The organism is Pseudonocardia sp. CA-142604, assembly GCF_050948475.1.
GTDB lineage: Bacteria > Actinomycetota > Actinomycetes > Mycobacteriales > Pseudonocardiaceae > Pseudonocardia > Pseudonocardia alaniniphila.
The window spans coordinates 1,741,010-1,765,212 of the sequence record NZ_CP192045.1; the positions used below are offsets into that span (position 1 = coordinate 1,741,010).

Annotated in this window: 21 protein-coding genes; 14 read left to right on the top strand and 7 right to left on the bottom strand. The window is 68.4% G+C overall.

From position 1 onward, the window contains the following. The first annotated feature begins 53 nt into the window (after nucleotides 1-53). The 4 genes from ACQPZQ_RS07955 (at nucleotide 54) to ACQPZQ_RS07970 (ending at nucleotide 6,427) form a co-directional block, all read left to right on the top strand. The gene (locus ACQPZQ_RS07955; protein ID WP_433293581.1) at nucleotides 54-1,979 is read left to right on the top strand and encodes a molybdopterin oxidoreductase family protein; all 1,926 of its coding nucleotides are present in this window, start codon (nucleotides 54-56) and stop codon (nucleotides 1,977-1,979) included. 3 nt (nucleotides 1,980-1,982) lie between these two features. After that, a complete protein-coding gene (locus ACQPZQ_RS07960) occupies nucleotides 1,983-3,908 on the top strand; it encodes an NAD(P)H-dependent oxidoreductase subunit E (RefSeq protein WP_433293583.1) in 1,926 nt (641 codons plus the stop codon). Continuing rightward, nucleotides 3,905-4,858, top strand: coding sequence for a 2Fe-2S iron-sulfur cluster-binding protein (locus tag ACQPZQ_RS07965; RefSeq protein WP_433293585.1), 954 nt, complete (start codon nucleotides 3,905-3,907; stop codon nucleotides 4,856-4,858). The genes ACQPZQ_RS07960 and ACQPZQ_RS07965 overlap by 4 nt, the downstream gene beginning before the upstream one ends. 225 nt (nucleotides 4,859-5,083) lie before the next feature. Then, the gene (locus tag ACQPZQ_RS07970) at nucleotides 5,084-6,427 is read left to right on the top strand and encodes an FAD-dependent oxidoreductase (protein ID WP_433293587.1); all 1,344 of its coding nucleotides are present in this window, start codon (nucleotides 5,084-5,086) and stop codon (nucleotides 6,425-6,427) included. Between the two features lie 19 nt (nucleotides 6,428-6,446). Here ACQPZQ_RS07970 and ACQPZQ_RS07975 read toward each other — a convergent pair whose 3' ends face one another. From ACQPZQ_RS07975 to ACQPZQ_RS07985, 3 genes are all read right to left on the bottom strand, one after another. Beyond that, nucleotides 6,447-7,103 carry a hydrolase gene (locus ACQPZQ_RS07975; RefSeq protein WP_433293589.1) on the bottom strand — a complete coding sequence of 219 codons (657 nt, stop codon included), beginning with the start codon at nucleotides 7,101-7,103 and terminating at the stop codon, nucleotides 6,447-6,449. Nucleotides 7,104-7,652: 549 nt separating this feature from the next. Beyond that, nucleotides 7,653-8,060: a VOC family protein gene (locus ACQPZQ_RS07980; protein ID WP_433293591.1), complete on the bottom strand. Its 408-nt coding sequence runs from the start codon at nucleotides 8,058-8,060 to the stop codon at nucleotides 7,653-7,655. Between the two features lie 35 nt (nucleotides 8,061-8,095). Next, nucleotides 8,096-8,968 (bottom strand): sigma-70 family RNA polymerase sigma factor, encoded by an 873-nt coding sequence (locus ACQPZQ_RS07985; protein WP_433293593.1) that lies wholly within the window; start codon nucleotides 8,966-8,968, stop codon nucleotides 8,096-8,098. A 136-nt stretch (nucleotides 8,969-9,104) separates the two neighbouring features. Here ACQPZQ_RS07985 and ACQPZQ_RS07990 point away from each other — a divergent pair, with 136 nt between their 5' ends. The 4 genes from ACQPZQ_RS07990 to ACQPZQ_RS08005 all read left to right on the top strand — a co-directional run bounded on the left by ACQPZQ_RS07990 (nucleotide 9,105) and on the right by ACQPZQ_RS08005 (nucleotide 14,979). Then, on the top strand, nucleotides 9,105-9,518 hold the full coding sequence (locus tag ACQPZQ_RS07990) for a VOC family protein (RefSeq protein ID WP_433293595.1): 414 nt from the start codon (nucleotides 9,105-9,107) through the stop codon (nucleotides 9,516-9,518). A 615-nt stretch (nucleotides 9,519-10,133) separates the two neighbouring features. Further along, nucleotides 10,134-12,092, top strand: a complete 1,959-nt coding sequence (locus ACQPZQ_RS07995) for an ABC transporter ATP-binding protein (RefSeq protein ID WP_433293597.1) — start codon at nucleotides 10,134-10,136, stop codon at nucleotides 12,090-12,092. 183 nt (nucleotides 12,093-12,275) lie between these two features. After that, the gene (locus ACQPZQ_RS08000; RefSeq protein WP_433293600.1) at nucleotides 12,276-13,340 is read left to right on the top strand and encodes an alkene reductase; all 1,065 of its coding nucleotides are present in this window, start codon (nucleotides 12,276-12,278) and stop codon (nucleotides 13,338-13,340) included. Nucleotides 13,341-13,350: 10 nt separating this feature from the next. Further along, the gene (locus ACQPZQ_RS08005) at nucleotides 13,351-14,979 is read left to right on the top strand and encodes an MFS transporter (RefSeq protein ID WP_433293602.1); all 1,629 of its coding nucleotides are present in this window, start codon (nucleotides 13,351-13,353) and stop codon (nucleotides 14,977-14,979) included. Between the two features lie 74 nt (nucleotides 14,980-15,053). Here the strand turns inward: ACQPZQ_RS08005 and ACQPZQ_RS08010 are convergent, their stop codons facing one another. Beyond that, entirely contained in the window at nucleotides 15,054-16,088 is a 1,035-nt protein-coding gene (locus tag ACQPZQ_RS08010; RefSeq protein WP_433293604.1) for a class I SAM-dependent methyltransferase, read from the bottom strand. A gap of 583 nt (nucleotides 16,089-16,671) precedes the next feature. Here ACQPZQ_RS08010 and ACQPZQ_RS08015 point away from each other — a divergent pair. Next, nucleotides 16,672-18,075 carry an FAD-binding oxidoreductase gene (locus ACQPZQ_RS08015; RefSeq protein ID WP_433293606.1) on the top strand — a complete coding sequence of 468 codons (1,404 nt, stop codon included), beginning with the start codon at nucleotides 16,672-16,674 and terminating at the stop codon, nucleotides 18,073-18,075. 122 nt (nucleotides 18,076-18,197) lie between these two features. On the opposite strand, the gene ACQPZQ_RS08020 is transcribed toward ACQPZQ_RS08015, so the two are convergent. The 3 genes from ACQPZQ_RS08020 to ACQPZQ_RS08030 form a co-directional block, all read right to left on the bottom strand. Beyond that, entirely contained in the window at nucleotides 18,198-18,704 is a 507-nt protein-coding gene (locus ACQPZQ_RS08020; protein ID WP_433293608.1) for a hypothetical protein, read from the bottom strand. A gap of 345 nt (nucleotides 18,705-19,049) precedes the next feature. Next, nucleotides 19,050-19,961, bottom strand: coding sequence for an alpha/beta fold hydrolase (locus tag ACQPZQ_RS08025; protein ID WP_433293610.1), 912 nt, complete (start codon nucleotides 19,959-19,961; stop codon nucleotides 19,050-19,052). A gap of 189 nt (nucleotides 19,962-20,150) precedes the next feature. Then, the gene (locus tag ACQPZQ_RS08030) at nucleotides 20,151-20,762 is read right to left on the bottom strand and encodes an aldo/keto reductase (RefSeq protein ID WP_433293612.1); all 612 of its coding nucleotides are present in this window, start codon (nucleotides 20,760-20,762) and stop codon (nucleotides 20,151-20,153) included. Here ACQPZQ_RS08030 and ACQPZQ_RS08035 point away from each other — a divergent pair. The 5 genes from ACQPZQ_RS08035 (at nucleotide 20,675) to ACQPZQ_RS08055 (ending at nucleotide 24,185) form a co-directional block, all read left to right on the top strand. Then, nucleotides 20,675-21,016: a helix-turn-helix domain-containing protein gene (locus ACQPZQ_RS08035; RefSeq protein WP_433299066.1), complete on the top strand. Its 342-nt coding sequence runs from the start codon at nucleotides 20,675-20,677 to the stop codon at nucleotides 21,014-21,016. The genes ACQPZQ_RS08030 and ACQPZQ_RS08035 overlap by 88 nt on opposite strands. After that, nucleotides 20,929-21,177 carry a hypothetical protein gene (locus tag ACQPZQ_RS08040; RefSeq protein WP_433293614.1) on the top strand — a complete coding sequence of 83 codons (249 nt, stop codon included), beginning with the start codon at nucleotides 20,929-20,931 and terminating at the stop codon, nucleotides 21,175-21,177. Before ACQPZQ_RS08035 ends, ACQPZQ_RS08040 begins: the two co-directional genes overlap by 88 nt. Before the next feature lie 87 nt (nucleotides 21,178-21,264). Beyond that, on the top strand, nucleotides 21,265-22,236 hold the full coding sequence (locus ACQPZQ_RS08045) for a helix-turn-helix domain-containing protein (protein ID WP_433293616.1): 972 nt from the start codon (nucleotides 21,265-21,267) through the stop codon (nucleotides 22,234-22,236). Nucleotides 22,237-22,437: 201 nt separating this feature from the next. Continuing rightward, nucleotides 22,438-23,127 (top strand): hemerythrin domain-containing protein, encoded by a 690-nt coding sequence (locus tag ACQPZQ_RS08050; protein ID WP_433293618.1) that lies wholly within the window; start codon nucleotides 22,438-22,440, stop codon nucleotides 23,125-23,127. Between the two features lie 203 nt (nucleotides 23,128-23,330). After that, nucleotides 23,331-24,185 (top strand): LLM class flavin-dependent oxidoreductase, encoded by an 855-nt coding sequence (locus ACQPZQ_RS08055; protein ID WP_433293620.1) that lies wholly within the window; start codon nucleotides 23,331-23,333, stop codon nucleotides 24,183-24,185. The last annotated feature ends 18 nt before the right edge of the window (nucleotides 24,186-24,203 follow it).

Here is a 24,203-nt window from a genome sequence, read left to right on the forward strand (position 1 = left end):
ACGGGTCGTATCGTAAGTCTGTTGCGATCTGTGGGTAACGGAAGGAGACGCCGATGCGAGGCCTGCGCACGCCGAGGCACGTTCGGCTCACCGAGCCGCTGGTCAGGGACGGGGGCCGGTTGCGGCCCGCCACCTGGGACGAGGCGCTCGACCGGGCAGCCGCCGGCTTCGCGCCCCACCGCGGCGACGCGTTCGGCATGTTCAGCTGCTCCAAGGCGACGAACGAGATGAACTACGCCGCCCAGAAGTTCGCCCGCGTGGTGATGGGCAGCAACAACGTCGACTCCTGTAACCGAACTTGACACGCTCCCTCCGTCGTCGGTCTGACGACAGTGTTCGGTGCGGGTGGCGGCACCTCGGCGTACGTGGAGGCCGAGCACGCTGACCTGTTGGTGCTCTGGGGCTCCAACGCGCGTGAGACGCACCCGATCTTCTTCCACCACGTGCTGCAAGGACTCAAGTCGGGCACGCGGATGTACTCGGTCGATCCGCGGCGCACGTCCACGGCGCAGTGGGCCGACGCATGGCTCGGCCTCGACGTCGGCACCGACATCGCGCTGGCCAATGCGATCGGCCGGGAGATCATCCACGCCGGGCTGGTGAACGAGCCGTTCGTCCGCAGGGCGACCAACGGCTTCGAGGACTACCGCGCGTCCGTCGAGCCCTACACGCTCGAGCGGGCCGAGGAGATCACCAAGGTCCCGGCAGCGCTGATCCGCGAGCTGGCGCACGCCTACGCCCGCGCCGACCGCGCGCAGATCTGCTGGACGCTCGGGATCACCGAGCACCACAACGCCGCCGACTACGTGTTCGCGCTGATCAACCTGGCGCTGCTCACGGGGCACGTCGGCCGCTACGGCTCGGGCCTGGTCCCGCTGCGCGGGCAGAACAACGTGCAGGGCGGCGGCGACATGGGCTCCATCCCGGCGAAGCTGCCCGGCGGCTACGACCTCGGCGACGACGAGGCGCGGGCCCGCTTCGAAGCCGTGTGGGGCGCCACGATCTCGCCGAAGCCGGGAATGCATCTCTCGGAGATGTTCGAGGCCATGCAGGCGGGCACGCTGCGGTCGCTGTACTGCATCGGGGAGAACCCGGCCGAGTCCGAGGCCAACGCCACCCACGCCCGGCACATGCTGGAGGGCCTGGACCACCTCGTCGTCCAGGACATCTTCCGAACCGCCACCGCGGAGCTCGCCGATGTCGTGCTGCCCGCGGCGGCCGACTGGTGCGAGTACGAGGGCACGGTCACCAACTCCGAGCGCCGTGTACAGCGCGTGCGCAAGGCGATCGACCCGCCCGGACTGGCACGGCCGGACACGCACATCATCTGCGATATCGCCAACCACATGGGCCACCGCTGGGGCGAGCCGACCGCCGAGCAGGTCTGGGACGAGCTGCGGTCGGTGTCGCTGAACTGGCACCACGGCATGTCCTACAAGCGGCTGGACGAGCTCGGCGGACTGCAGTGGCCGTGCCCGGACGAGGAGCACCCCGGCACGCCACTGCTGCACGACCGGCTGTGGGCGGACAACGAGGCCGAGCGCGGCATGCCCGCGCCGTTCATGCCCGTCGAGCACGTGCCGCCGGTGGACAAGCTCACCGAGGACTTTCCCATCCGGCTCACCACGGTGCGTGTCCTCGACGGCTACAACTCCGGGGTGCAGACCGGCGGGTACGCCTCGCCGCTGCGCCGCCGGGAGTCGCTGCGGATGGACGCCACCGACGCGGCCGAGCTCGGCATCGCCGATGGCGAGCGCGTGCGGGTCACCTCGCGCCGTGGCTCGGTCGAGGCCCCGGTCTGGTTCGACCCGTCGCTGCGTCCGGGCCTCGCGTCGTTCACACCGCATTTCTCCGAGGAGGTCGACGTCAACGTTCTGACCAACGACGCGTGGGACCCGAAGTCGGGCACGTCGGAGTTCAAGGCGACTGCCGTGCGGATCGAGAAGCTGCGGGTGCCCGCGGCTGCGGCAGGGGAGTAGCGCGTGGATCTGCGCCTGTCGAACGCCGAGGCGTCGCCCGCCGAACAGGAGGCCGTCGCGGCCGTGCTGCGCGAGCACGGCCGGGTCACCGGCGACGAGGTCCGCGAGCACGCGTACTTCGCCGACTCCGGGCACGCCGCCCGCGGACGACGGCACCTGCTGCTGCCCGCCCTGCACGCGGTGATGGAAGAGGTCGGCTGGATCAGCCCCGGCGCGCTCAACCACGTCGCCCGTGTGCTGTCGGTCCCGCCCGCCGACGTGTACGGGGTCGCCACCTTCTACGCGATGTTCGCCGTCGAGCAGCGCGCGCCGGACGTCGTGCACGTCTGCGACGACATCGCCTGCGGCCCGCGGGGCGGCGAGGAGATCGCCGCCCGGCTCACCGATCAGTTGGGCCCCGAGGGCAAGGGCGACGACGCCTGCTGGGTGCGCAGCCCGTGCCTGGGCCTGTGCGAGCGGGCACCCGCGGTGCTGCTGCAGCGGACCCGCCGTCCGGACGTCAGCCTGGCGCCTGCCACGGCAGAGGCCGTGGCAGGCGAGCTGGCGCGGCCCGTCGGCTCGGACACCGGGGTCGCGGCGGACCTGCCCGCCGACCTCGCCTTCGCCGACACCACCGTGAGCGCCCCGCAGACCGGCGGCGACCGCGTTCTCGCCTCGGGCCGGGCAGGCCTGCGCCTCCTGCGCCGCGTCGGGCTCGTCGACCCGGAGAGCCTCGACGACTACCGCGCCCATGGCGGCTACACGGCGCTGCGCCGGGCAATCGAGTTCGGGCCGACTCGGGTGATCAAAGAGGTCACCGACGCATCGCTCACCGGCCGTGGCGGGGCCGCGTTCCCCACCGGCGTGAAGTGGGACGGCGTCGCGCGTGCGCCCGAGCGGCCGCACTACCTGGTCTGCAACGCCGACGAGTCCGAGCCGGGCACGTTCAAGGACCGCGTGCTCATGGAGAGCGACCCGTTCGGCCTGATCGAGGCGATGACGATCGCCGGGTACGCCAGTGGCTGCGAGCGCGGTTACCTTTACATCCGCGGCGAGTACCCGCTCGCCACGCGCAGGCTGCAGGGCGCGATCGAGGCCGCCAGGGCCCGCGGGTACCTCGGCGACGACGTGCTCGGGGCGGGCTTCGCGTTCGACATCGAGCTGCGCCGCGGCGCGGGCGCCTACATCTGCGGCGAGGAGACCGCGCTGCTCAACTCGCTGGAGGGCCTGCGCGGCGAACCGCGCAACAAGCCCCCGTTCCCCAGCGTCAAGGGTCTCTTCGGCAAGCCCACCGTGATCAACAACGTGGAGACGCTCTACAACGTCCTCGAGGTCCTCGCGATCGGCGGCCCGGCGTTCGCGTCGATCGGCGGGCAGCGCTCCACCGGCACGAAGCTGTTCTGCGTCGCGGGCGCGGTGCAGACCCCAGGCGTGTACGAGGTGGACTTCGGCACCACCCTTCGCGAGCTGCTGATGCTCGCCGGCGGGGTGCGCGGGGAGCTGCGTGCGGTGCTTCTCGGTGGCGCGGCAGGCGGGTTCGTGCTGCCCGACCGGCTCGACGTGCCGCTCACCCTGGAGGGCACCCGCGAGATCGGGTCCACGCTCGGGTCGGGCGTCGTGCTCGCGATCGACACGTCGGCCGACATGCCGGGGATGCTGCGGCGGATCGCCGCGTTCTTCCGCGACGAGTCGTGCGGGCAGTGCGTGCCCTGCCGGGTCGGCACCGTGCGACAGGAAGAAGCGCTGGCCCGGCTGGCCCGCGGCGTGCCGCTTGGCTCGCGGGAGACGGAGCTCGCCCTGATCGACGACCTCGCCCGAGTCATGGTGGACGCGTCGATCTGCGGGCTCGGGCAGACCGCGCCCTCGGCCGTCCGATCGGCGCTCGACCTCGGGTTGCTCGACGCGCCAGTGAGCAGCAACGGGGCGAGCAGGAACGGGAGAGCACGATGACCACCACCACGGAACCGGTGCTGCTCGGCGGCATTCGCAGGCTGGTCACGCTGACCGTCGACGGCGAGGAGGTCCGCGTCCCGGAGGGCGCCACGATCCTCGACGCCCTGCACGACATGGGCGGTGCCCAGGCGGACACCCCCACGCTGTGTTGGGGCGCGAACCTCACCCCGATCAACGCCTGCCGCGTCTGCGTCGTCGAGGTCGAGGGCAGCCGGGTGCTCGCGCCGTCGTGCGCGCGCAAGGCCGAGGACGGCATGGCGGTCCGCACGGACACCGAGCGCGTCCGGCACAGCAGGCGCATGGTGCTGGAGCTGCTCGCGTCCTCGGCCGACCTCTCGCAGGCGAGCGCGGACGTGCAGCGCTGGATGGCCGACTACGGCGTCGACGCCGACCGCTACGGCCCGCCCGCGCCGCCGTCCACCGACCGCGACACCCGCCACCCCGGCCACCACCACGCCCCGGACGGGTCCACTGCGGAGACCGTCGCGCAGCCGGTGAAGGTCGACAACGACCTCTACGTGCGCGACTACGGCCGCTGCATCATGTGCTACAAGTGCGTCAAGGCGTGCGGCACCGACGCGCAGTTCACGTTCGCGATCTCCGCCGCGGGGCGCGGGTTCGACGCCCGTATCGCCACCGAGCTGAACAACCCCCTGCCCGACTCCGCTTGCGTCTACTGCGGCAACTGCATCGGGGTGTGCCCGACGGGCGCGCTGAAGTCGGTGCGGGAGCACGAGCTGCGCGAGGCGGACGAGTGGAAGCCGGAGGACGAGACCGTCACCACCACGATCTGCTCGTTCTGCGGGGTCGGCTGCAACCTCGAACTCCATGTGCAGCAGGGGCAGATCGTCAACGTCACCTCGCCCTCGGACCACTCCGTGACGCACGGACACCTGTGCATCAAGGGCCGGTTCGGGTTCCAGCACGTCCAGAACCTGCCCGACTGAACGCTCTGAGGAGTCTGCCGCCGGCCCGCCGAACCCGCGGGTCCAGACGGGAAGAACCGGCTTTCTCGGCATCTCGGGTTGGGCTGCTCCAATCGCGGCTGTAATCTGACTGTCGAGAATTCTATGCCCGATCGTCTATCAGATATCGGCGAAATCGGGCATGTGTGACGTTTGCCGGCGTGCGCACAGCAGCGGGGCGCTGCGCACAAATCCTTGAGGGGTTCGATGGGATTGTCGCGTCAGCATGCCATTGTCATCGGTGCATCGATCGCGGGTCTGTGCGCAGCGCGGGCGTTGAGTGAGTTCTTCGAGCGCGTCACGGTGATCGATCGTGACGAGCTGCCCGCGGAGCCGGTCGCGCGACGCGGTGTGCCGCAGAGTCGTCAGCTGCACTTTCTGCTCGCCCGAGGTCGAGAGGCGCTCGACGAGCTCTTTCCCGGAATGAGCGATGAGCTGATCGGGGCAGGCGCGGTGGCTGCCGACATGCAGGCTGCTGTCAACTGGAATTTCGCCGGTCATCGGCTGCGGAGGGCGGAGTCCGGTTTGATCGGGATCGGGGTGAGCCGTTCGCTGCTCGAGTTCACCGTGCGTTCTCGGGTCACGCAGCTGCCCCCGGTGACGCTGGTCGAGCGATGCGATGTGACGGATCTGCTGGTCGATCCTGATCTGCGCCGGGTCACCGGGGTGCGCACCCGGAGACATGCGGAGGGGAGTGCCGGGTCCGCGCTGGACGCGGACCTGGTGGTCGATGCCTCCGGGCGTGGCACGCGTGGCGCGACGTGGCTCGAGGCGCGGGGCTATCAGCGGGCACCCGAGGAGCGCCTCCGCATTCAGCTCGCCTACCAGACGCGTTCCTACAGCCGTGAGCCCGAGGATCTCGCGGCGGATTTCGGCTCGGTCTATGCCCCTTATCCCGAGCAGACCCGCAGCGCGGCCATCAACACTGTGGCAGTTGATCGCTTCACGGTCTGTCTCAGCACCTGCGGCGGTGAGGACCTGCCGGCCCGGGAGGAAGCTATGGCCGAGTTCGCCGAGAGCATCGGGGGCCACGACATCGCCGAGATCATTCGTACGGCGACCCCGCTGTCGGAACCTGTGCTCATGCGCTTCCCGGAAAGTGTCCGACGGCACTATGAACAGCTTGATCGATTGCCGGAGGGGTATCTCGTCGTTGGCGATGCCCTGTGCAGCTTCAACCCTCTCTACGGGCAGGGCATGACCGTTGCCGCGCTGGAGGCCCTGCTGTTGATGAGCCTGCTGCGGGAGCGGGCCGACGATCTCGCTCGTCGCTTCTTCTCGGCCGCGTCCGACCTGCTCGACACTCCGTGGAACATGACGACCTCGGGCGACATCCAGTTTGCCCATGTCGAGGGCGAGCCGAGCGTGGAGATGCTCGAAATGGAAGCGTATTTCCAGCGGTACCGGGAGGCGGCGGCGAACGACGCCGTGCTCACCGGCGCGTTGCTGCGCGTCTTCAACCTGCTCGACGAGCCGTCCCGGCTGTCGGAGCCCGATCTCAAAGCGCGAGTGCTGCAGGCGACCGGACCGGCCACCGCCCCTGCCTCGTGAGGTCATCGACTGCGAAGGCCTACTTCATCATCGCCCGAACATAGTTGACCCCTTGCCCCCAGGCCCCCATGTGCTCGCGGACGATCTCGTTGACCGGGCCGTAGGTCTTCTCGCGTGCCCAGTCGCGCTGCCATTCCGAGAGCAGGTTGGCGACGCTGACCGGCACAACGCCCTTCTGTGTCATCCGGACGACCGCGGCGTCGTGTGCTGCGGTGCTGGATCCGGCTGAGGCGTCCACCACGGCGAACACCTCGTAGCCGGCCTCGATCGCCGAGAGCGCGGGGAACGTCAGGCAGACCTCTGTCCACAGCCCCGCGATCACGAGCCGGCGCCGGCCCGTGGCCTCCACCGCACCCCTGAACACGCCGTCCTGCCAGGCGTTGATGTAGCTGCGGTCGATCACAGGCGCATCCGGGAACACGTCCGTGATCTCAGGGATGAGGGGCCCTGCGAACGAGGTTGCGGCAATCGACGCCAGCACCGTCGGGATCTCGAACAGCCTCGCGAGTTTGGCCAGCGCAGTGACGTTGTTGATCACGACCTGCGGATCCGCACTCCGCGCCCCGAAAATCATCTGGGGCTGGTGGTCGATCAACAGCACTGCTGTGTCCGTCGCGGTGCTCAGCGCCTTGATCTCGCTGTCCGGCAGGTCCGGCAGCGCACGTGGCTGTGACAATTTCATCCCCCTTGTGCGAGGTTCATGGGTACGTGGTGACTGATCCGATGGCGCGGTCCGCCTCGGAGTGGCGCGTGATGCATGCCCGATTCCTGTCCAAGGTTCCGGGCGGGACTCGTCGCTCACGTCGTTTCGGAATTCGGATGACCCGCGCTCTCCGCACGGTACGAGCCCAGAGATCACTGATGCTGATAGTCAGTTGATCTGACAATTTGAAGGTAGTCAGTTGCGTAGCCGGAAGCAACTGGCTCGGTGAGGATGCGTGAGTGGCTGCATGTCGGGGTCACGGCCACGGTGGCGACGAGGGTGGGGCGTCCCCTCGTCGTCGCAGGTGGGCGGGCGGGGTGGGCCGGTCACGCGGTCGGCGAGTACGTGCTGAGATCTCGATCTCATCGCGCCTGCGAGATCTCTGAACTGGGCAGATGAGTCGCAATCGCCCTTCTGGCGCCCGTGATCCGGCCGGAGGTTTCACGCGTTTGCCGTTGTCGTCTCGTCCGGGCCGGCCAAGACACCGCAGCGCCTCACTGTGACTCGGTGCCCGGTCAGCGCCTACCGCTGGGCGAATCGCAGCATATTGCCGGAGGGATCGAGGAAGGCACAATCGCGCACGCCATCGAGCTGGTTGATCGGTTCTTGCATCACTTCAGCGCCGGCGGACTCGATGTGTTCGAAGGTGGCGTCGCACTCGTCGGTCGTGAAGACAAGACGGCCCAGCAGGCCCTTGGCTGTCAAGTCCTCGATCACCCGCCGGTCGGCCGGCGAGACGCACGGGTCCGCGCCGGGCGATTCGAGGAGGATCTGCACGTCGGGGTGCGACGGCGGCCCGAGGCTCACCCGCCGCACCCCCTCGAGATCGACGTCATCGCGGACCTCGAAGCCGAGCACGTCACGGTAGAAGCCGAGCGCCTCGTCGAGGTCGTGGACGACGAGAGTGCACGACGAGAGCTTGAGGTTCATGCCGGTCACGCTGTGGACCGGTCGGGGAGTACGGCTCATCGCCGTTCCGCGTTGTCGGCGCCGAGAAAGACGATGTCGAGGTCGCGGAGCCGGTCCGGGTCGGCGTCGATGGCGATGTGGGTGATCTTTCCGCCGCTGATGGTGAACGTGAAGACAGCCTTCGGCCGGCCATGGTGTGACCAGGCGGCCGCCGGAACACCGTCGACGAGAGCGAGCCGGGCGGCCTGAGCTCGTCCGGCGAAGAAAGCCGCCACCGCGTGGGCGCCGCGGACTTCGAGGGCCACGGCGTCCGGGTCGAGCAGGTCGAGCAGGCCGGTGAAATCCCCGCTCCGGGAGGCGGCGAGGAAGGCGGCGACGATTTCCCGCTTCTCGGATCGTGCGGCATCGGATGCCTCAGCCGCGCCTTGCACCCGGCGCCGGGCCCGGCTGGCGAGTTGCCGAGCCGCCGCCGGGGAGCGGTCGATGATGGCGCCGATCTCGCCGAACGACACGGCGAAGACGTCGTGCAGGACGAACGCGAGCCGCTCGGCGGGAGTCAGCGTCTCCAGCACCACCATCAGCGCGACACCGACCGAGTCGGTCAGCAGCGCCTCGTCCTCGGGATCGGCTCTGCCGGTGGGGTGGATGCCCACGTGCGGCGCTCCCGGCTCGGGCGGCAGCGCGCCCGCCGACTCCTCGCGCCGGGTCCGGCGGGCCTCGAGCATGTTCAGGCAGACCCGGGCCACGACCGTGGTCAGCCAGCCGGCCGGATTCTCCACCTGGCCGGTATCGGCGCGGCTGACCCGCAGCCACGCCTCCTGCACCGCATCCTCGGCCTCACCGGGTGAGCCGAGCATCCGGTAGGCGACCGCTTGCAAGCGGTCCTGGTGCTCGGCGAACCGCTCGCTCAGCCAGTCCTGCTCGATCATCTGTCACATTCCTCCGTCCGGGCCTGTCATACCAGTTGACCGGTGAACCCCGACCGATGTGACATCCGGGCCCGGGCCGGACGTAAGGTCCGCCGGTTCAGGCAGCACATACACCTCAAGCAGTAGGAGACAAGGCGTGAAAGCGCACGTGAGCTCGATCCTCGTCGGCGTCCGGGACCTGGACCGGTCCAAGCAGTTCTACGTGGAGGGGCTCGGCTGGAAGGTCAAGCACGACTACGGCGTCTCGGTGTTCTTCGAGCAGGACGGAGGCTCGCTCGTCGGCTTCTACGGCCGGGAAGGGCTGGCCGACCAGGTGGGCACGAGCCCGGAAGGCAGCGGTTTCAGCGGGCTGGTCTTCACCTACGTCGTCCGTAGCGAGGCGCGGGTCGACGAGGTCATCGCGGAGGCCGAAAAGGCCGGCGCCACGATCCTCAAGCCCGCCGGCGCACTGCCGTGGGGCGGGTACGGCGGCTCCTTCGCGGACCCGGACGGGTACGTCTGGAGTCTCGGCTACAGCGCCCAGGGCGCGGACCAGCCCTACGCGGAGTAGCCGCCGAAGACGCCGGCCGGACCCGTCTGGACAGACGGACCCTCGGCGTGACCGGCGTGACCGGGACCGGCGAACAGCGTTCGGCGTCGACGCAGGATCGTGTCGACGCCGAACCGCCATCCTTGTTCGGACGAATCCATTGCGCCGCTCCAGCCCCTGGCCGGCAGAACGCCGCGCGACCTGGCGCGATATCCGCGCCGCTCGTCGGGCGGCATGGACAGGTCCACTGGCAGGCCACCACCCCGCGCAGCCGGATCGGTGAGCGCTCGCATCCGTCCGTGCGGACCGGGGCGGATCACGCTCGATCGCCGGCGGCACCAACCCGGCAAGATCCACCACGCGGTGATCAGCACCCCACGACACGCCACGGCCGCCGTTGCAGTGCTAGCCTGAGATCTTGTCACTAATCATGACAATCATCATGAGTGGTCAATTTCTCTCGGGCAGATGGGGAAGTGACCCTGCTCGACAACCTGATGTCGCTGGGCCATTCGCCCGCCTGCCGACGCGCCGGCCCGCGAGTCTCCGGTGGAGCTGCCCGAAACAGCTCGGCATCGGCCACGCACCCAGCGATCGATCTGCCTGTCCCCGACGCAGCTCATCCGAGGAGGAGCGATGACGAGCACGGAGTCCGACCAGCTGGGTCGGCGGGTGTGGTCGCTCTTCACCCAATACCGCACGAGTCTGGTGGTCATCACCGTTGCTGTTCTGCTCAGCAGCGGGCTGGGGATCATCACCCCGTTCCTGACGCAGGCTGCGTTCGACCAGGCGTTGTTCCCGGCGGACGGCAGCGGTGTGCACATCGAGCTGCTGGCGTGGCTGGTGGGTGGGATGGTCGCCGTGCCGGTGGTGTCGGCGCTGATCGGGGTGTACCAGACCTACCGCACCACCTTGCTGGGCAACCGCGTGATGGCCGATCTGCGTGGGCGGTTGTTCGAGCACCTGCAGCGGATGGACCTGGCCTTCTTCACCGCCACGCGCACCGGGGTGATCCAGTCACGGCTCGCCAACGACGTCGGCGGCGTGCAGTCGGTGCTGTCGGAGACCGCGAGCTCGATCCTCGGCAACGTGGTGACGGTCGCTGCCGCCCTGATCGCGATGGTGGTGCTGAGCTGGCAGCTGACGCTCGTCGCGGTGGCGATGACACCGCTGTTCCTGCTGCTCCAGGTTCGGGTGGGCAGGGTCCGGCGCAAGCTCGCCGCGCGGACCCAGGAGTCGCTCTCGGACATGACAGCGATCACCGAGGAGTCGTTGTCGGTGTCCGGGGTGCTGCTGGCCAAGGTCTTCAACCGGCAGGCCGACGAGGTGGCTCGTTACCGCCAGGAGAACAGCCGTCAGGTGGATCTGCAGGTGCGCCAGGCGATGTCGGGGCAGTCGTTCTTCGCCGTGGTGCAGACGTTCATGGGCATCACCCCGGCACTGGTGTATCTGGTGGCGGGGTTCCTCATCGCCGCAGGGATCGGGGTCAGCGCAGGCACCATCGTCGCGTTCAGCACCCTCCAGTCACGGTTGCTCTTCCCCACGGTGAACCTGCTGCGCGTCTCGCTGGACGTGCAGACCTCGCTGGCGCTCTTCGGCCGGATCTTCGCCTACCTGGACCTGCGGCCGCGGATCGTCGACGCGCCGTCCGCGCGCACGCTCGAGACCGCCACCGTCACCGGGCGCGTCGAGCTGGACCGCGTGTGGTTCGCCTACCCGCCTGCCCCGGAGCTGGGTGCCGTGCCGGACGGCACCGCGCCGGTGGCGGAGGCCGCGCCGAACGACGGGTCCGGCGGGGACGGCGGCGTTACGTGGGCCGTGCGTGACATCTCGTTCGCCGTCGAGCCGGGACAGCTGGCCGCGATCGTCGGGCCGAGCGGGTCGGGCAAGACGACGATCTCCTACCTCGTCCCACGGCTCTACGACGTCGACCGCGGCCGCGTGCTGATCGACGGACGTGACGTTCGCGGGCTCACTCAGGCGTCGGTGGCGGATGCGGTCGGGATGGTCACGCAGGACACGTACCTGTTGCACTCGACCGTCCGTGACAACTTGCGGTACGCGAAGCCCGACGCCGATCAGGCCGAGATCGAGGAGGCCGCCAAGGCGGCCAACATCCACGACCGCATCCTGTCGTTCGCCGAGGGCTACGACACGGTGGTGGGGGAGCGGGGTTACCGGCTCTCCGGCGGGGAGAAGCAGCGGCTCGCGATCGCACGGGTGCTGCTCAAGGACCCGCGGATCCTCATCCTCGACGAGGCCACCAGCGCGTTGGACACCACCAGTGAGCGGCTCGTGCAGCAGGCCCTGGAGAACGCGACGAGGCGGCGCACCACGATCGCGATCGCGCACCGGCTCTCCACCATCCTCGGCGCCGACGTGATCCTCGCCGTGGAGGCGGGGCGGGTGGTGGAGCGCGGTACGCATGCCGAGTTGCTCGCGAAGGGCGGGCTGTACGCCCGTCTCTACACCGAGCAGTTCGCCGGTGGAAAGGTCGAGTGCCGCTGCGCTGACGGCGTGCGCTTCAGCGACGGCGCAACGCTTCTCACCGGACACGCCGACGGCCGGGCCGTTACGGGCAGGGACGCCGCATAGCTCACGCCATCGGTGGTCGATGGTCTTTCTCGCCGGCTTCGCGCCGACCTCGCGTCATCCGGTGTTCGTGTAGCGCTGGTCACTCCACCAGGCTCAGCGTCGCCTCGATGTAGTAATAACTAGTGATAGTCCGTGTGACTGACTAATTCTGCGGACTCCCGCCACAGTCGAGGAGAAGCGTCCATGCCCAGCCCGTTCGATCCCGTCACCGTCGGCGGCCTCGTCCTGCCGCACCGCATCGCGATGTCCCCGATGACGCGCAACCGCGCCCCCGGGCAGGTCCCCAACGACCTGATGGCGAGGTACTACGCACAACGGGCCGGCGCCGGGCTCATCATCACCGAGGGCACCCAGCCATCCGTCGTCGGACAGGGCTACCTGAACACCCCAGGCATCCACAGCGCCGAACAGATCAACGGTTGGCGCAAGGTCACCGACGCCGTGCACGAGCGCGGCGGCCGGATCTTCGTCCAACTCATGCACACCGGCCGGGTCGGGCACGCCAGCCTGCTTCCCGACGGCATGCGCTACGTCGCGCCCTCGGCGGTACCCGCCAATATCCAGATCTTCATCGGCGACGGCATGGGCGACGCGCCCGTGCCCGCCGAACTGACCGAAGACGGCATCGCCGCCACGATCCAGGACCACGCACAGGCCGCGGCCAACGCGATCGACGCAGGCTTCGACGGCGTGGAACTGCACGGCGGCAACGGCTACCTCATCCACCAGTTCCTCTCGACCAATGCGAACCTGCGCACCGACCGCTGGGGCGGCTCACAGCACAACCGCGCCCGATTCGCGGTCGAGACCGCCAAAGCGGTCGCCGAGCGCATCGGCGCACACCGCGTCGGCCTGCGCATCTCTCCCGGGGTGACCAACAACGACATCCACGAGGACGACCCTCACGACACCTACGCCGCTCTCGTCGACGGCCTGCGGCCGATCGGCCTGGCCTATCTGCACATCTTCGAAGGCCCCTACCGGGACATCACCCTCCACCTGCGCAAGGAGTTCGACGGCACATTCATCCTCAACCCCTCCACCCCGGACTCCTTCACCAGCAGGGAACAACTGGGTCTGATCGAGGACGGCACCACCGACATCATCACCTTCGGCGCTCTGTTCCTCGCCAACCCCGACCTGCCCGCCCGCCTGGCCGGCAACAAACCCCTCAACGCTCCCGAGCGGACCACCTTCTACGGCGGCGACCACCACGGCTACACCGACTACCCCGCACTCGAGGACTGACAGCTCATCAATGTCTTCCACCAGCCCGTCCACGGATACGGCGCCACCGGCGCCGGGGTCGGCGTGGGCTCCGTTCCGCCATCGCGCATTCGCCGGGATGTGGAGCGCACAGTTCGTGAGCAACGTCGGCGGCTGGATGCAGACCGTCGGCGCGCAGTGGTTGATGCTCATGCTCACCGGCTCGGCGACCTACGTGGCGCTGGTCCAGACCGCGTCGAGCCTGCCGGTGATGGTGTTCGCGGTGTTCGCCGGGGCGTTGGGCGATGTCGTGGATCGGCGGCGGTTCCTGCTGGTGTCGCAAGCGTTCATGCTGCTCGCGGCGGCAGCCCTGGGCGTGCTCGCCCTCGCCGGGCTCCTCACGCCCTGGCTGCTGCTCGCCCTGATCTTCGCGGTGGGCAGCGGTGCGGCGATGACCGCGTCCACCTGGCAGACGCTCCAACCGGAGCTCGTCTCCCCGGCCGAACGCCCTCAGGCGATCTCTCTCGGCGCCGTGAACCAGAACCTCGCCCGCGCGGTTGGTCCGGCGATCGGCGGCATCGTGCTCGCGGCGTCGAGCGCAGGCACCCTCTTCTTGATCAATGCGGTCACCTTTGTCGCCGTCATCGGCGTCATCGCATGGTGGCGCGGTGACAAGCCCTCCACCCATGTGCTCCCGCGTGAGCATGTCGGCGAGGCGATCCGGGCCGGCGCCCGTTACGTCATGGCCAGCCCGACGCTGCGCGTCATCCTGCTTCGCGCGGGGCTGTTCATCTTCTTCGCCAGCTTGATCTGGGCCCTTCTCCCGCTCGTCGCGCAGTCGGAGCTGCAGCTCGGTTCGGGTGGCTACGGGCTGCTGCTGGCGTGCGTCGGCGTCGGCGCGGTCGTCGGTGCCGCCGTGCTGCCGCGCCTGTTGCTTCGGACGACAGCGGGTTTCCTGTTGGCAGCCGCTTCGTTCGGCCTCGCCGCCGTGGCGATCGTCCTGGCCTATGTGCCCCTCGTCGCGCCGGTCGCCGTCGCGCTCGTGATCGGTGGGTTCGCCTGGATTCTTGCGCTGTCGGTGCTGAACTCGGCCTACCAGCTGATGCTGCCCGATTGGGCCAAGAGCCGTGGAATGGCGTACTACCTGGTTGTGTTCCAGGGCGGCAACGCCGTCGGCAGCGCGATCCTCGGGGTCGTCGCCCAACGTCTCGGGTTCTCGTCCACGCTGCTCGTCGTCGCCGTGGGATTGGTGCTGGGCGCGCTTGTCGAACTGCGCCACCGATTTCAGACCATTCCTCCGGAAGAACTCGTGTCCGCAGACGACTGGTCCCAGCCGACGCTGACGACCGCGGCGCTCCGCGGCGGACCCGTCATGGTGACCATCGAGTACCGCCCTTGTGACGGAGCTGATGAGGAACTGCTCGCGGCTCTCCGGGACGTCCGGTTCAGCCGGCGGCGCAGCGGCGCGACGGCATGGCGGGTCTGGCAGGACGCGGCCGAACCACACCGGATCGTCGAGCAATTCGTCGTCGCTTCCTGGGAGGAGCATCTTCGCCAGCACGAGCGGGTCAGCGAGCGGGATCAGAAACGGCTGGCCAGGATCTGGGCGATGACCGACCCCGATCGCCCACCGACGGTGACACACTGGCTGGCCGCGCAACCGGGCCGAGCCGCGCGGTGAGCAGGATCGTGGGAAGCGCCGGAGCGGGGCGTTTCCCTCGGAGGGAAAGGAGGCGCCGTCGCCTCCCCTCCGGTTCAGCGCTTGATCGCGTAGACGCGGTTGGCCAACCCCTCCGCGGCGAGTTTCCAGGTGCGCAGTCCGGCTTCCTCCGCGATCGCCCGCACGGCCGCCTCGCCCGGGTGGTTGCCCAGCGCGTAAGGGCCCTCCTGCGCGAGTGCGGCGGGAAGGCACACGATGACCGACGACGCCGTGAAGGCCCGCCCCATCGGGCTGATGTTCCCGGAGACCTTTCCGGAGGCGTTCGGCTCGACGACCATGCAGGTGCCGTCGTCGGCCAGCGTCTGCTCGGCGCGACGCAACGCGCCCCGGGGATCGCCGAGATCGTGCAGGCAGTCGAAGAACGTGATCAGGTCGTATTTCTCGCCCGGGAAGTCCTGAGCCGTGGCGACGTCGAAGCTCACCCGATCACTCAATCCCTGTTCGGCCGCCAACCCGCGCGCCGCCTCGATGGACGGGCCATGGAAGTCGTATCCGTGGAATCGGGACTTCGGATATGCCTGAGCCATGAGCAGGGTGGAATGGCCGAAGCCGCACCCGACGTCCGCAACGGTTGCACCGTGCTCCAGTTTCGCGACGACACCGTCCAGGGCCGGGAGCCATTCCGACACCAGCGAAGCGGCGTAGCCGGGGCGGAACAACTTTGCGGTGCCCTCGAACAGTCCCGCGCCGTAGTCCTGCCAGCCCACACCCTCGCCGGTGCGGAACGCCTCGGCAAGGGCGTCCTCCTTGCCGTAGTAGGCCCCGAGCTGCCGGAACATTCCGCCGGCGTAGGTGGGTGAGTCCGGGTCGGCCAGCACGGCGGCGTGCTCGTCGGGAAGCAGGTAGGTGTCGGCCTGCTCGTCGTACCGCACGTACTCCCCGGAGACCTGGCCGGCGAGCCACTCCCGTACGTAGCGCTCGTTCAGGCCGGTGCGCTCCGCCAGTTGGACCGATGTGAGAGGACCGGCTCCGGCCATCGCCGAGTACAGGCCGAGCCGGTCGCCGAGCGCAGTGGAGAGCCCTGCGACAGCGGCAGCGCCATCGGCGATCACACGTTCCACGAACTCCATGGTCCGATTATCATTCAACGATGTTGTGGAGCCCGCCACAATATCCCCCGTTCGCGTTGCTGTTTCGGTGTCGGCAGTCTGCCGATACGGTCACAATAGCAGTCCGCTCCGGAAGCTTCACCTCGCGAACGGCGGTGCGTGGGTATCGCTATCGCAATTCTCTGTCATCCTGGTCTGCAAATGCCATGCTGAACAGCGCAAACGCTGAGCGACGGCCGAGTGACGCGCCGGGTCGATTGTCGCTCGACGGAGGGTGGAGCGAGTCCGGTGCGGCAGTATGGACGATATTGGTCCCGCTGATGATGTTCCCGATGCCAGCTCGCCGAGTGCTTCTGCGGAAATGCGCGAGTCCTGTATCGTGATCAGCCGCTACCTTGTCATGCAGGCAGCGGCCGTCGCTTTCCGGTCGGCTGGGCCATTTCTCGGCCTTTGTCGCAAATTCCGAGATTGCGCAGACCATGGAAGTGAGAGCAGGCTGGAATCTGGGGTAGGTTCGACTGATCCGACATGGGTGTCGCCGACGGCCGGCGGGGTCTGGGGACGCCGGCCGCAAACAATTTGTGTACGACGGAGGTCCTCGTAGATGTCCAGCACAATCGCCGGCGACGTCACCGCTCTGCGCGCCACGTTGGCCGGATCGCTCATCACTCCCGAGTCGCCCGACTACGACGAATTCAGGCGCGTGTGGAACGGCGACAAGGACGGGCACCCGGCGGTGATCGTCTGCTGCGAGTCCGATGTGGATGTGGCTGCCGCCATCACGTTCGCCCGCGACGCCGGATTCGAGATCGCGGTGCGCGGGGGCGGCCACAGCTTCGCCGGCCTCTCCACCGTGGACGACGGGCTGGTGATCGACCTGCGACGGATGAACAGCGTGCACGTCGACCCGTCGGCCCGGCGCGTGAAGGTGGGCGGCGGCGCCCTGCTGAGCGACATGGACGCCGCCACCCAGAAGCACGGGCTCGCCACGCCGGCCGGGATGATCAGCCATACCGGTGTGGGCGGGCTGACCCTCGGCGGCGGCATCGGCTGGCAGGCGAGGAAGTCCGGGCTGGGCCTGGACAACGTGGTGTCGGCGCGCGTGGTCACTGCCGACGGCCAGGTGCGACGGGCCGCCGATGACGAGAACCCGGACCTGCTCTGGGCGATCCGCGGCGGCGGCGGCAACTTCGGGGTGATCACCGAGTTCGAGTTCCAGCTGCACGAGGTCGGCCCCACCGTCCAGTTCGCCCTGCTGTTCTACGGCCAGGACCAGGCCGCCGAGATGTTCCGGCTCGGCCAAGCGCTGCTCGACGAGCTGCCCCGCCGGTTCGCTCTGGCGATGGGCGCCATCACAGCTCCGGACGCCCCGTTCGTGCCCGAGCAGTACCAGCACCAGCCCGGCTACGTCCTCATGCTCGCCGACCTCGGCCCCGAGGACGCCGTTGGCGAGGTGCACACCCAGTTGGTCGAGCGGATCCGGAAACAACTGCCGCCCCTGTTCGACATGGTCGCCCCGACGCCGTTCGTCGAGCTGCAGCAGCTCTTCGACGAGGCAACTCGCTGGGGCCTGCACTGCTACGAGAAGGGCACCTACATCGAGGAGCTCACCGAGGAGGTCATCTCCGTCCTCGTCGAGCAGGCGCCGCTGCGCACGTCACCGCACTCCGTGATGCTGTTCATGCGGATGGACGGGGCCTACTGCGACACCGCCGACGCCGACACCGCGTTCGGCGGGGCCCGCACGCCCCATTTCGCCTTCTTCATCACGGCCGTGTGCGAGGCACCGGAGATGTTGGCAGCCGAACGGGACTGGGTGCGGAACTTCTGGCATGCGCTGCAGCCGTACTCCATCGGCACCGGCAGCTACATCAACGCGATGTCGGAGGTCGAGGACGACCGGGTGCGGGCGACCTACGGCGAGAAGTACCCGCGGCTGGCCCGGATCAAGGCCGAGTACGACCCGCATAACCTGTTCCACCGCAATCTCAACATCCTTCCCGCCTGACCACGGGCCCGGCAGCGCCCGGCGCCACCTCCCGGGCGCTGCCGCGGCAAGGCCCACAAGGTGCGGGCGTGCTTCTCGCACACGGGGCCCGGTCCAGTTCCGCGGGGGAGTACGGCCGCGGCCTATGTGGCGTTTTCGGAACCCGAGCCGAACGTGGCCGTGTCGGCCTTGTTCCGGCGGGTTGGTGCGGCATGCCGGGCGGTGAAGATGAGTCTCGGGCGAGTCGCGGTGATCAACGCGAACGCGAATATTGCGAGAGCTCCGATCCCGTGCAGGATGCCCAGCACGGGAAGGCCGATGGGGAAGGTGCCCAGGTAGATCTGTACTGCCACCGTTGCCGCCAGCGCTGCTGTCCAGATCACTCCGCGTCTCACCGCCGTGAAGAACGAACAGATCAGCAGCAGGATCGCGATCAGCGGTATGACGATCTCGCCGTTCTTCTGGTGCAGCAGGAACCCGATCTGCCCGGTGTATGCCGGTTCGCCACGCAGGGAACCCCCTTCCAACGCCCCGCCGTCCACGATGACCCAGTTCCGCAAGCCGAACACCGCGAATGCGATCACTGAAGCCTGGAAGACCACCGCGAGCACCATCAGGTACGCCAGAAAGCGATAGATAGATATCATCATTCGCAAACTCCTCATCACCGCAGAGATCGTTCGAAACGACGATCACGCGCAGCTCCGCTGCCGGGAAGACGCATGGTTCGGGACTGCCCGGGTGATTCGTCGTGCCCCCCGCAGCGCTGCGGCGGAACGCGAGGCTCGTTCCCCCGACACCCAGCCTAGCGAGCCGCCGGCCGAGGCGGGGAAAGCTGTCGAGATTTCGCGTTCTATGAGAAAGGGTGAAGAGTCGCCGAATGTCGATGAGGTCGGGTATCGTGCCACATCGGGCTATTGGCGTTTCTGCCCGGACTGCCTGCCGAGTCCGAGGGGTCGAGGCCTTGTCACGAGGCTCCGCAGGCGATAGTCCGGCTACCCCGCAGTCCGAGGCCGATGGTCGAGGAAGTCTTTCACGGTCTGAGCGAACTTCTGCGGCTGCTCGAGGTGTGCCATGTGGCCGCTTTCTTCCAGGATGACGAGGGCTGATCCGTTGATCTCCTCATGTATTTCCTCGGACCAGCGTGGAGGGCAGACGACGTCGAAGCGACCTGTCGTGACGAGGGTCGGGGTGACGATGGCGGAGAGCTGTCCGCGGTGATCGTTGGGGCGTCCGTCGTCAACGACGTACGCGCGACGCGCCCCCTGGCGGAGCGAGCCGAACTCGTGCTCGCGTCGCCAGTAGTCGGCGAAGTAGATGGGGAGGACCTGGCGAAAGATCGCTGTCAGGGACTCGTCGTCATGAGCGGTGGCGTCGCCCCTGTAGCCCTGCATGTACGCCTGCTTGACGTCGTCGAGATCGGGCGCGTCCGAATGCCTACGGAGAAACTCCTGAAAATTGCGTTCAACTTCGGCGTAGAAGTCGTCGCCGTCTGTGGTCACGGTGGCGTAGAGAATGACACTGCTGAGCTTTTCCGAGCGGGCCAAGGCGTACTTCTGTGCTATCAGTCCACCGTATGAGTGGCCGAGAAGGATCACGCTGCGTCGGCCGATGTCATCGACGATTCCATCGATATGGGCGATGTAACGGTCGATCGTGTAGCCATGCGGATGCTGAGGCAGCCTACCCGATTTCCCGGTTCCGACCGGCTCGACGTACACCATCGTCAGAAATTCTTCCAGGTGCGGCATGCGCAGATACTCCCACCCGACTCCTGGTCCTCCGGAGTGCGCAATGCACACAGGTCCGGAGCCGGCAACGTGGTAGCGCTGTGGCACGCCGTGGATATCGACGATGTGCTCGCCGGGACCGGGTACACTCAGGGAATTCATCGGCGCTTCTCTCATGAGGGTGTGTGTGCCGCTGAGCTTCCCTGCAACGTACTGCCGAGTCTGCGCCGTGGACTGTCGGGTGAGTCACATCGAAGACAAGGAAGATGTGGCTGCTCCAAGTTTTCGATCGCTACCATGGAAAACGCTATTGGCTCGGACGCCGTCTACGACCATATGTGCCGCAGGACGATTCACGCGCCCCACTCAGTTCCCTACGCCGAGGCTGGACATGAACGCGGGCGGGTAGCGGTCACCGCGCGCAGCTCCTTCCGGCACGGCCTTCTCGATCTCGGCGAGGTCGTTCGCGGTGAGGTCCAGCTCCGTCGCGGGCAGCGCCTCGACCAGCCGCTCGCGGGTTCGGGCGCTGACCAGCGGCACGATGTACTCGCCTTGCGCGGCCACCCAGGCGATGGCCAGTTGGGCGACCGTGTAGCCCTTCGCGTCGGCGACCCGGCGCAGTGCCTCCACGAGGGCGAGGTTGTGCTCCACGTTCCCGCTCGAGAACCGAGGGCTGAAGCCACGGAGGTCGCCGGGGCCGCCGACGTGGCCGGCGCTCCAATGCCCCGAGATGAGGCCGCGGCCGAGTACCCCGTACGCGGTCAGTCCGATGCCCAGCTCCCGCAGCGTGGGGAGAATGTCCGCCTCCACCGCGCGAGACAGGAGCGCGTGACCAGCTCGCCGACTTCCTACGCCGCCGTCGCGAAGCGATCGGCCCGGCCGAGGCCGGTATCGCCGAGGGCCCGCGCCGCCGCACCGCCGGCCTGCGCCGCGAAGAGGTGGCCATGCTCGCCGGCATGTCGGTCGACTACGTCGCACGCCTCGAGCAGGGCCGCAGCAGTCAGCCCTCGACGCAGCTCCTCGGCGCCCTGGCCCGGGCCCTGCGCCTCTCCGACGACGAGCGCGACCACTTGTCCACCTGGCCGGCCACCAGCCCCCGCCGGCCGACGGGTTGGCCCGCCTGGCCCGCGCCGGCCTGCCGCGCATGCTCGACCTGCTCGGCGACACCCCGGCCCTGGTGCTGTCCGACCTGGGGGAGGTCCTCGCCCAGAACCGCGCAGCCGTGCTGCTGACGGGCGACCACACCGGTTTCTCCGACGACCGGCGCTACGTCGTACACCGCTGGTTCACCGACCCTGCGGCCCGCGCCGTCTGCCCGCCCGAGGAGCAGGAGTACCACGCCTGTCAGCTCGTGGCCGACCTGCGTGCGGTCGCCGGCTTGCAGGTGCGCTGAGCACCCGGTCGCGTTGCGTCAAGCCCGCGACATCGGCCGGATGGCACGCCCCCTACCTGGGCGGATGGCCACGGCTAGCCTCGGGTTGTGCGGATCCACGAGTACTCCGGCGCGGAGCTGGAAGATGTCGCCGGTGAGGTCTTTGTACCGGTGATCGCCCGGACGGCTCCCGGCTATCGCGGGCGGATGGCACTTCACGAGCTCGGCGGGACCCTGGCGCTCTCCCGGTCGTACTGGGGACCGATGTCGGCGGTCCGGACCGCCCAGATGGCAGCGAGGCCGTCGGAGGACGATCTGATGCTCTTCTGCGTCCAGACCGCCGGTGAGTGCAGCGTTTACCAGAACGACCGCTTCGTCGCGATGACGGCGGGAACGGGACTTCTGGCTGAGGCGTGTAGCCCCTCCGAGCGAGTCTCTTCGACCGAGACTCGGACCCTGACCTTGCGATTCTCACGCGAGCTGCTTCCGCTGCGTGCCGCGGAGATCACCGACGGATGCGCACGCACCATACGCCCCGAAGCGCCGGCCATGCAGATGCTCTCCGGCTACCTCAGCCGACTTTTCACGGTTGCCGACGACCTCACGGCGCCGCAGCGGCTCGACGCGGGGCAGGCCGCTATCGATCTGCTCGCGATGGTGTTGCGGGACGTCGCACCCTCCGTACCGAGTGGCAACGGGTCCGGGGGCGTCGTGCTCGACATGATGCTGGTGCACGTCCGTGAACACCTGGCCGACCCGAACCTGGGGGTCGATGAGCTGGCACGGCGCCACCACGTGTCGGTCCGCCGTGCGTACACCCTGTTCGAACGGATCGGGACGACGCCCGGTGCCTACATTCGCGAGCAGCGGCTGCTCGCGGCACAGGTGATGTTGTCCGATCAGAGGTACGCGCGCCTGGGGACGTCGCATATCGCGGCTGCCGTCGGGTTCCTCGACCTCAGGACGTTCGAACGGGCGTTTCTGCGGTTGTACGGGATGACTCCGGCCGGCTGGCGGCGCGAGCACAGCCGGGCCGGTGCCGCCCCCGCGCCCGTGCCGCAGGAAGTGCCTCCACACTGAGCAGGAATCGCCGTGTCCCGCTGAGGGGCCGATGCGGTCGACTGGCTTGGCACAGCGACTCCGCAGAAGGGGAACCATGCCGCCGGGCCGATGAACCAGTTCGTTCTTGTCGGCTGTCCGGTTCGTCCCAGCGGTGCAGAACGGAGCGCGTCGTTCCGTGCCCTGTGGCTTGTTGATGGTCATCTCACGAAAGGTCTGGAAATGGCAGGCGCCGGGCAGTTCTTCGACGCGCGCGAAATGTACATGTTGCACCGGATGTTCCGCCGCGAGTTCTCCCTCATGCCCCAGGTGGTCCAGTCCAGCGGAAACGGCGGCCGGGAGCGTGTGGAGACCGTTGCCGGCCATATCGACTTCGTGACCAACGCCCTGCACGGCCACCACGAGTTCGAGGACGCGCAGGTCTGGCCGATCCTGCGGGAACGCGGTGCGGCCGACATCGTGCCGCACGTCCGTCACGTGGAGGAGCAGCACGAGGAGATCGAGCGAGCTGTTTCGGACCTCGACGAGTCGGTCACGTACTGGCGGGACCACGCCACTGCCGGTGCCTGCGAGCGGGTGAGCGCCGCCCTCGGCCGCATGCTTCCCGTGCTCCTGGAGCACATGCGGTTCGAGGAGGCGAACGTGGTGCCGGTCATGGAGAAGTGCATCACGCTTGACGAGTGGAACCAGATGATCCAGGTCTCGGCGGCCGAGCACCTGGCCCCCACGGACATGCCGCTCATGTTCGGCATGACGATGTACGAGGGTGACCCGGAGATCGTGGACGCCGCCATCTCCAACATGCCCGCCGAAATAGGGCCGATCATCCGACGGACGGCAGCGCAGGCCTTTGCGATGCACGCCGAGAAAATCCACGGTACGGCCACGCCACCGCGCAGTACCGAAGTCTGATCCGAAGCGCTTTCGAGAAGTTGATGCCGGTTCTGAGGGGTCGCGTCGTGGACGTCCGATCCAGCGGCGTCGACCTCGCCGGAGAGGAGTCGTGTGGTTGGGTGGCTAGGCTTTTGTCGGTGGCTCATCGGTGCGCCGGACGACCTGACGAAGCCGGGCGCGCCGGCCCTCGCGCACCTTATGATCCGTCCTAGGAGATCTGTATGAAGATTGGTATCGGGCTGCCCAACCAGGTCCACAATGTCCGTCCCGAGACGATTCCGCAGTGGGCGGCCACGGCGGAGGAGGCCGGATTCTCCTCGCTCGGCACCGTCGGTCGTTATGCCTTCCCGGGAGTGAGCGACACGGTCACGCTCGCGGCGGCGGCGGGTGCCACCAGCAGGATCGGGCTGCTCAGCCACGTCATGCTCGCGCCGGTGTGGCCCGGAGAGCTGTTGGCCAAGGAGCTTGCCGGCATCGACGGCGTCTCCGGCCATCGGCTCACGATCGGGTTCGGTGTCGGTGGGCGCCCGGACGACTTCGTCGTGGACGGGTTGGGTGTGGCCGGCCGCGGCAAGCGGATGGACCGCGATCTCGAGGTCTACCGCAAGATCTGGAACGGCGAGCCCGTCGGTGGCGGGCCCAACCCCGCCGTGCCCGCCGGCACCCGTCAGGTGCCGATGCTCTTCGGAGCCAACAGCGCGCCGGCGTACGCCCGCATGGCGCGCGAAGGAGTGGGTTACGTCGGCGGCGCGGTTCCGGCGCCCATGGTCGCCCCGTACTTCGACGCGGCTCGGGTCGCATGGAAGGACGCGGGCCGCGAGGGGGACCCGCGGCTCGTTGCGCTCGGCTACTTCGCCCTCGGCGACGTGGAGCGGGGGCGCGCCAACGTCAAGCACTACTACGACGTCACCGGCGAGGACTTCGCGAAGGTCGTCGTGGACGGCGTGAGCGCCTCACCCGGAGCCGTGAAGGATGCCGTGCAGGCCTACACCGACCTCGGCGCCGACGAGTTCATCCTCATCGGCGCGACCGACGACGTGGACGAGGTCTCCCGCCTGGCCGAGATCGTTCTCTGAGCCGTCGACGGACACGTG

Excerpts from the sequence above, each read along its gene's own strand:
- ACQPZQ_RS08055 (WP_433293620.1), top strand. The coding sequence starts at position 23,331 with ATGAAGATTGGTATCGGGCTGCCCAACCAGGTCCACAATGTCCGTCCC.
- ACQPZQ_RS08015 (WP_433293606.1), top strand. The coding sequence starts at position 16,672 with ATGTCCAGCACAATCGCCGGCGACGTCACCGCTCTGCGCGCCACGTTG.
- ACQPZQ_RS08005 (WP_433293602.1), top strand. The coding sequence starts at position 13,351 with ATGTCTTCCACCAGCCCGTCCACGGATACGGCGCCACCGGCGCCGGGG.
- ACQPZQ_RS07980 (WP_433293591.1), bottom strand. The coding sequence starts at position 8,060 with ATGAACCTCAAGCTCTCGTCGTGCACTCTCGTCGTCCACGACCTCGAC.
- ACQPZQ_RS07985 (WP_433293593.1), bottom strand. The coding sequence starts at position 8,968 with ATGATCGAGCAGGACTGGCTGAGCGAGCGGTTCGCCGAGCACCAGGAC.
- ACQPZQ_RS08025 (WP_433293610.1), bottom strand. The coding sequence starts at position 19,961 with ATGAGAGAAGCGCCGATGAATTCCCTGAGTGTACCCGGTCCCGGCGAG.
- ACQPZQ_RS07995 (WP_433293597.1), top strand. The coding sequence starts at position 10,134 with ATGACGAGCACGGAGTCCGACCAGCTGGGTCGGCGGGTGTGGTCGCTC.
- ACQPZQ_RS07970 (WP_433293587.1), top strand. The coding sequence starts at position 5,084 with ATGGGATTGTCGCGTCAGCATGCCATTGTCATCGGTGCATCGATCGCG.
- ACQPZQ_RS08040 (WP_433293614.1), top strand. The coding sequence starts at position 20,929 with ATGCTCGACCTGCTCGGCGACACCCCGGCCCTGGTGCTGTCCGACCTG.
- ACQPZQ_RS08000 (WP_433293600.1), top strand. The coding sequence starts at position 12,276 with ATGCCCAGCCCGTTCGATCCCGTCACCGTCGGCGGCCTCGTCCTGCCG.
- ACQPZQ_RS07965 (WP_433293585.1), top strand. The coding sequence starts at position 3,905 with ATGACCACCACCACGGAACCGGTGCTGCTCGGCGGCATTCGCAGGCTG.
- ACQPZQ_RS08010 (WP_433293604.1), bottom strand. The coding sequence starts at position 16,088 with ATGGAGTTCGTGGAACGTGTGATCGCCGATGGCGCTGCCGCTGTCGCA.
- ACQPZQ_RS08050 (WP_433293618.1), top strand. The coding sequence starts at position 22,438 with ATGGCAGGCGCCGGGCAGTTCTTCGACGCGCGCGAAATGTACATGTTG.
- ACQPZQ_RS08020 (WP_433293608.1), bottom strand. The coding sequence starts at position 18,704 with ATGATGATATCTATCTATCGCTTTCTGGCGTACCTGATGGTGCTCGCG.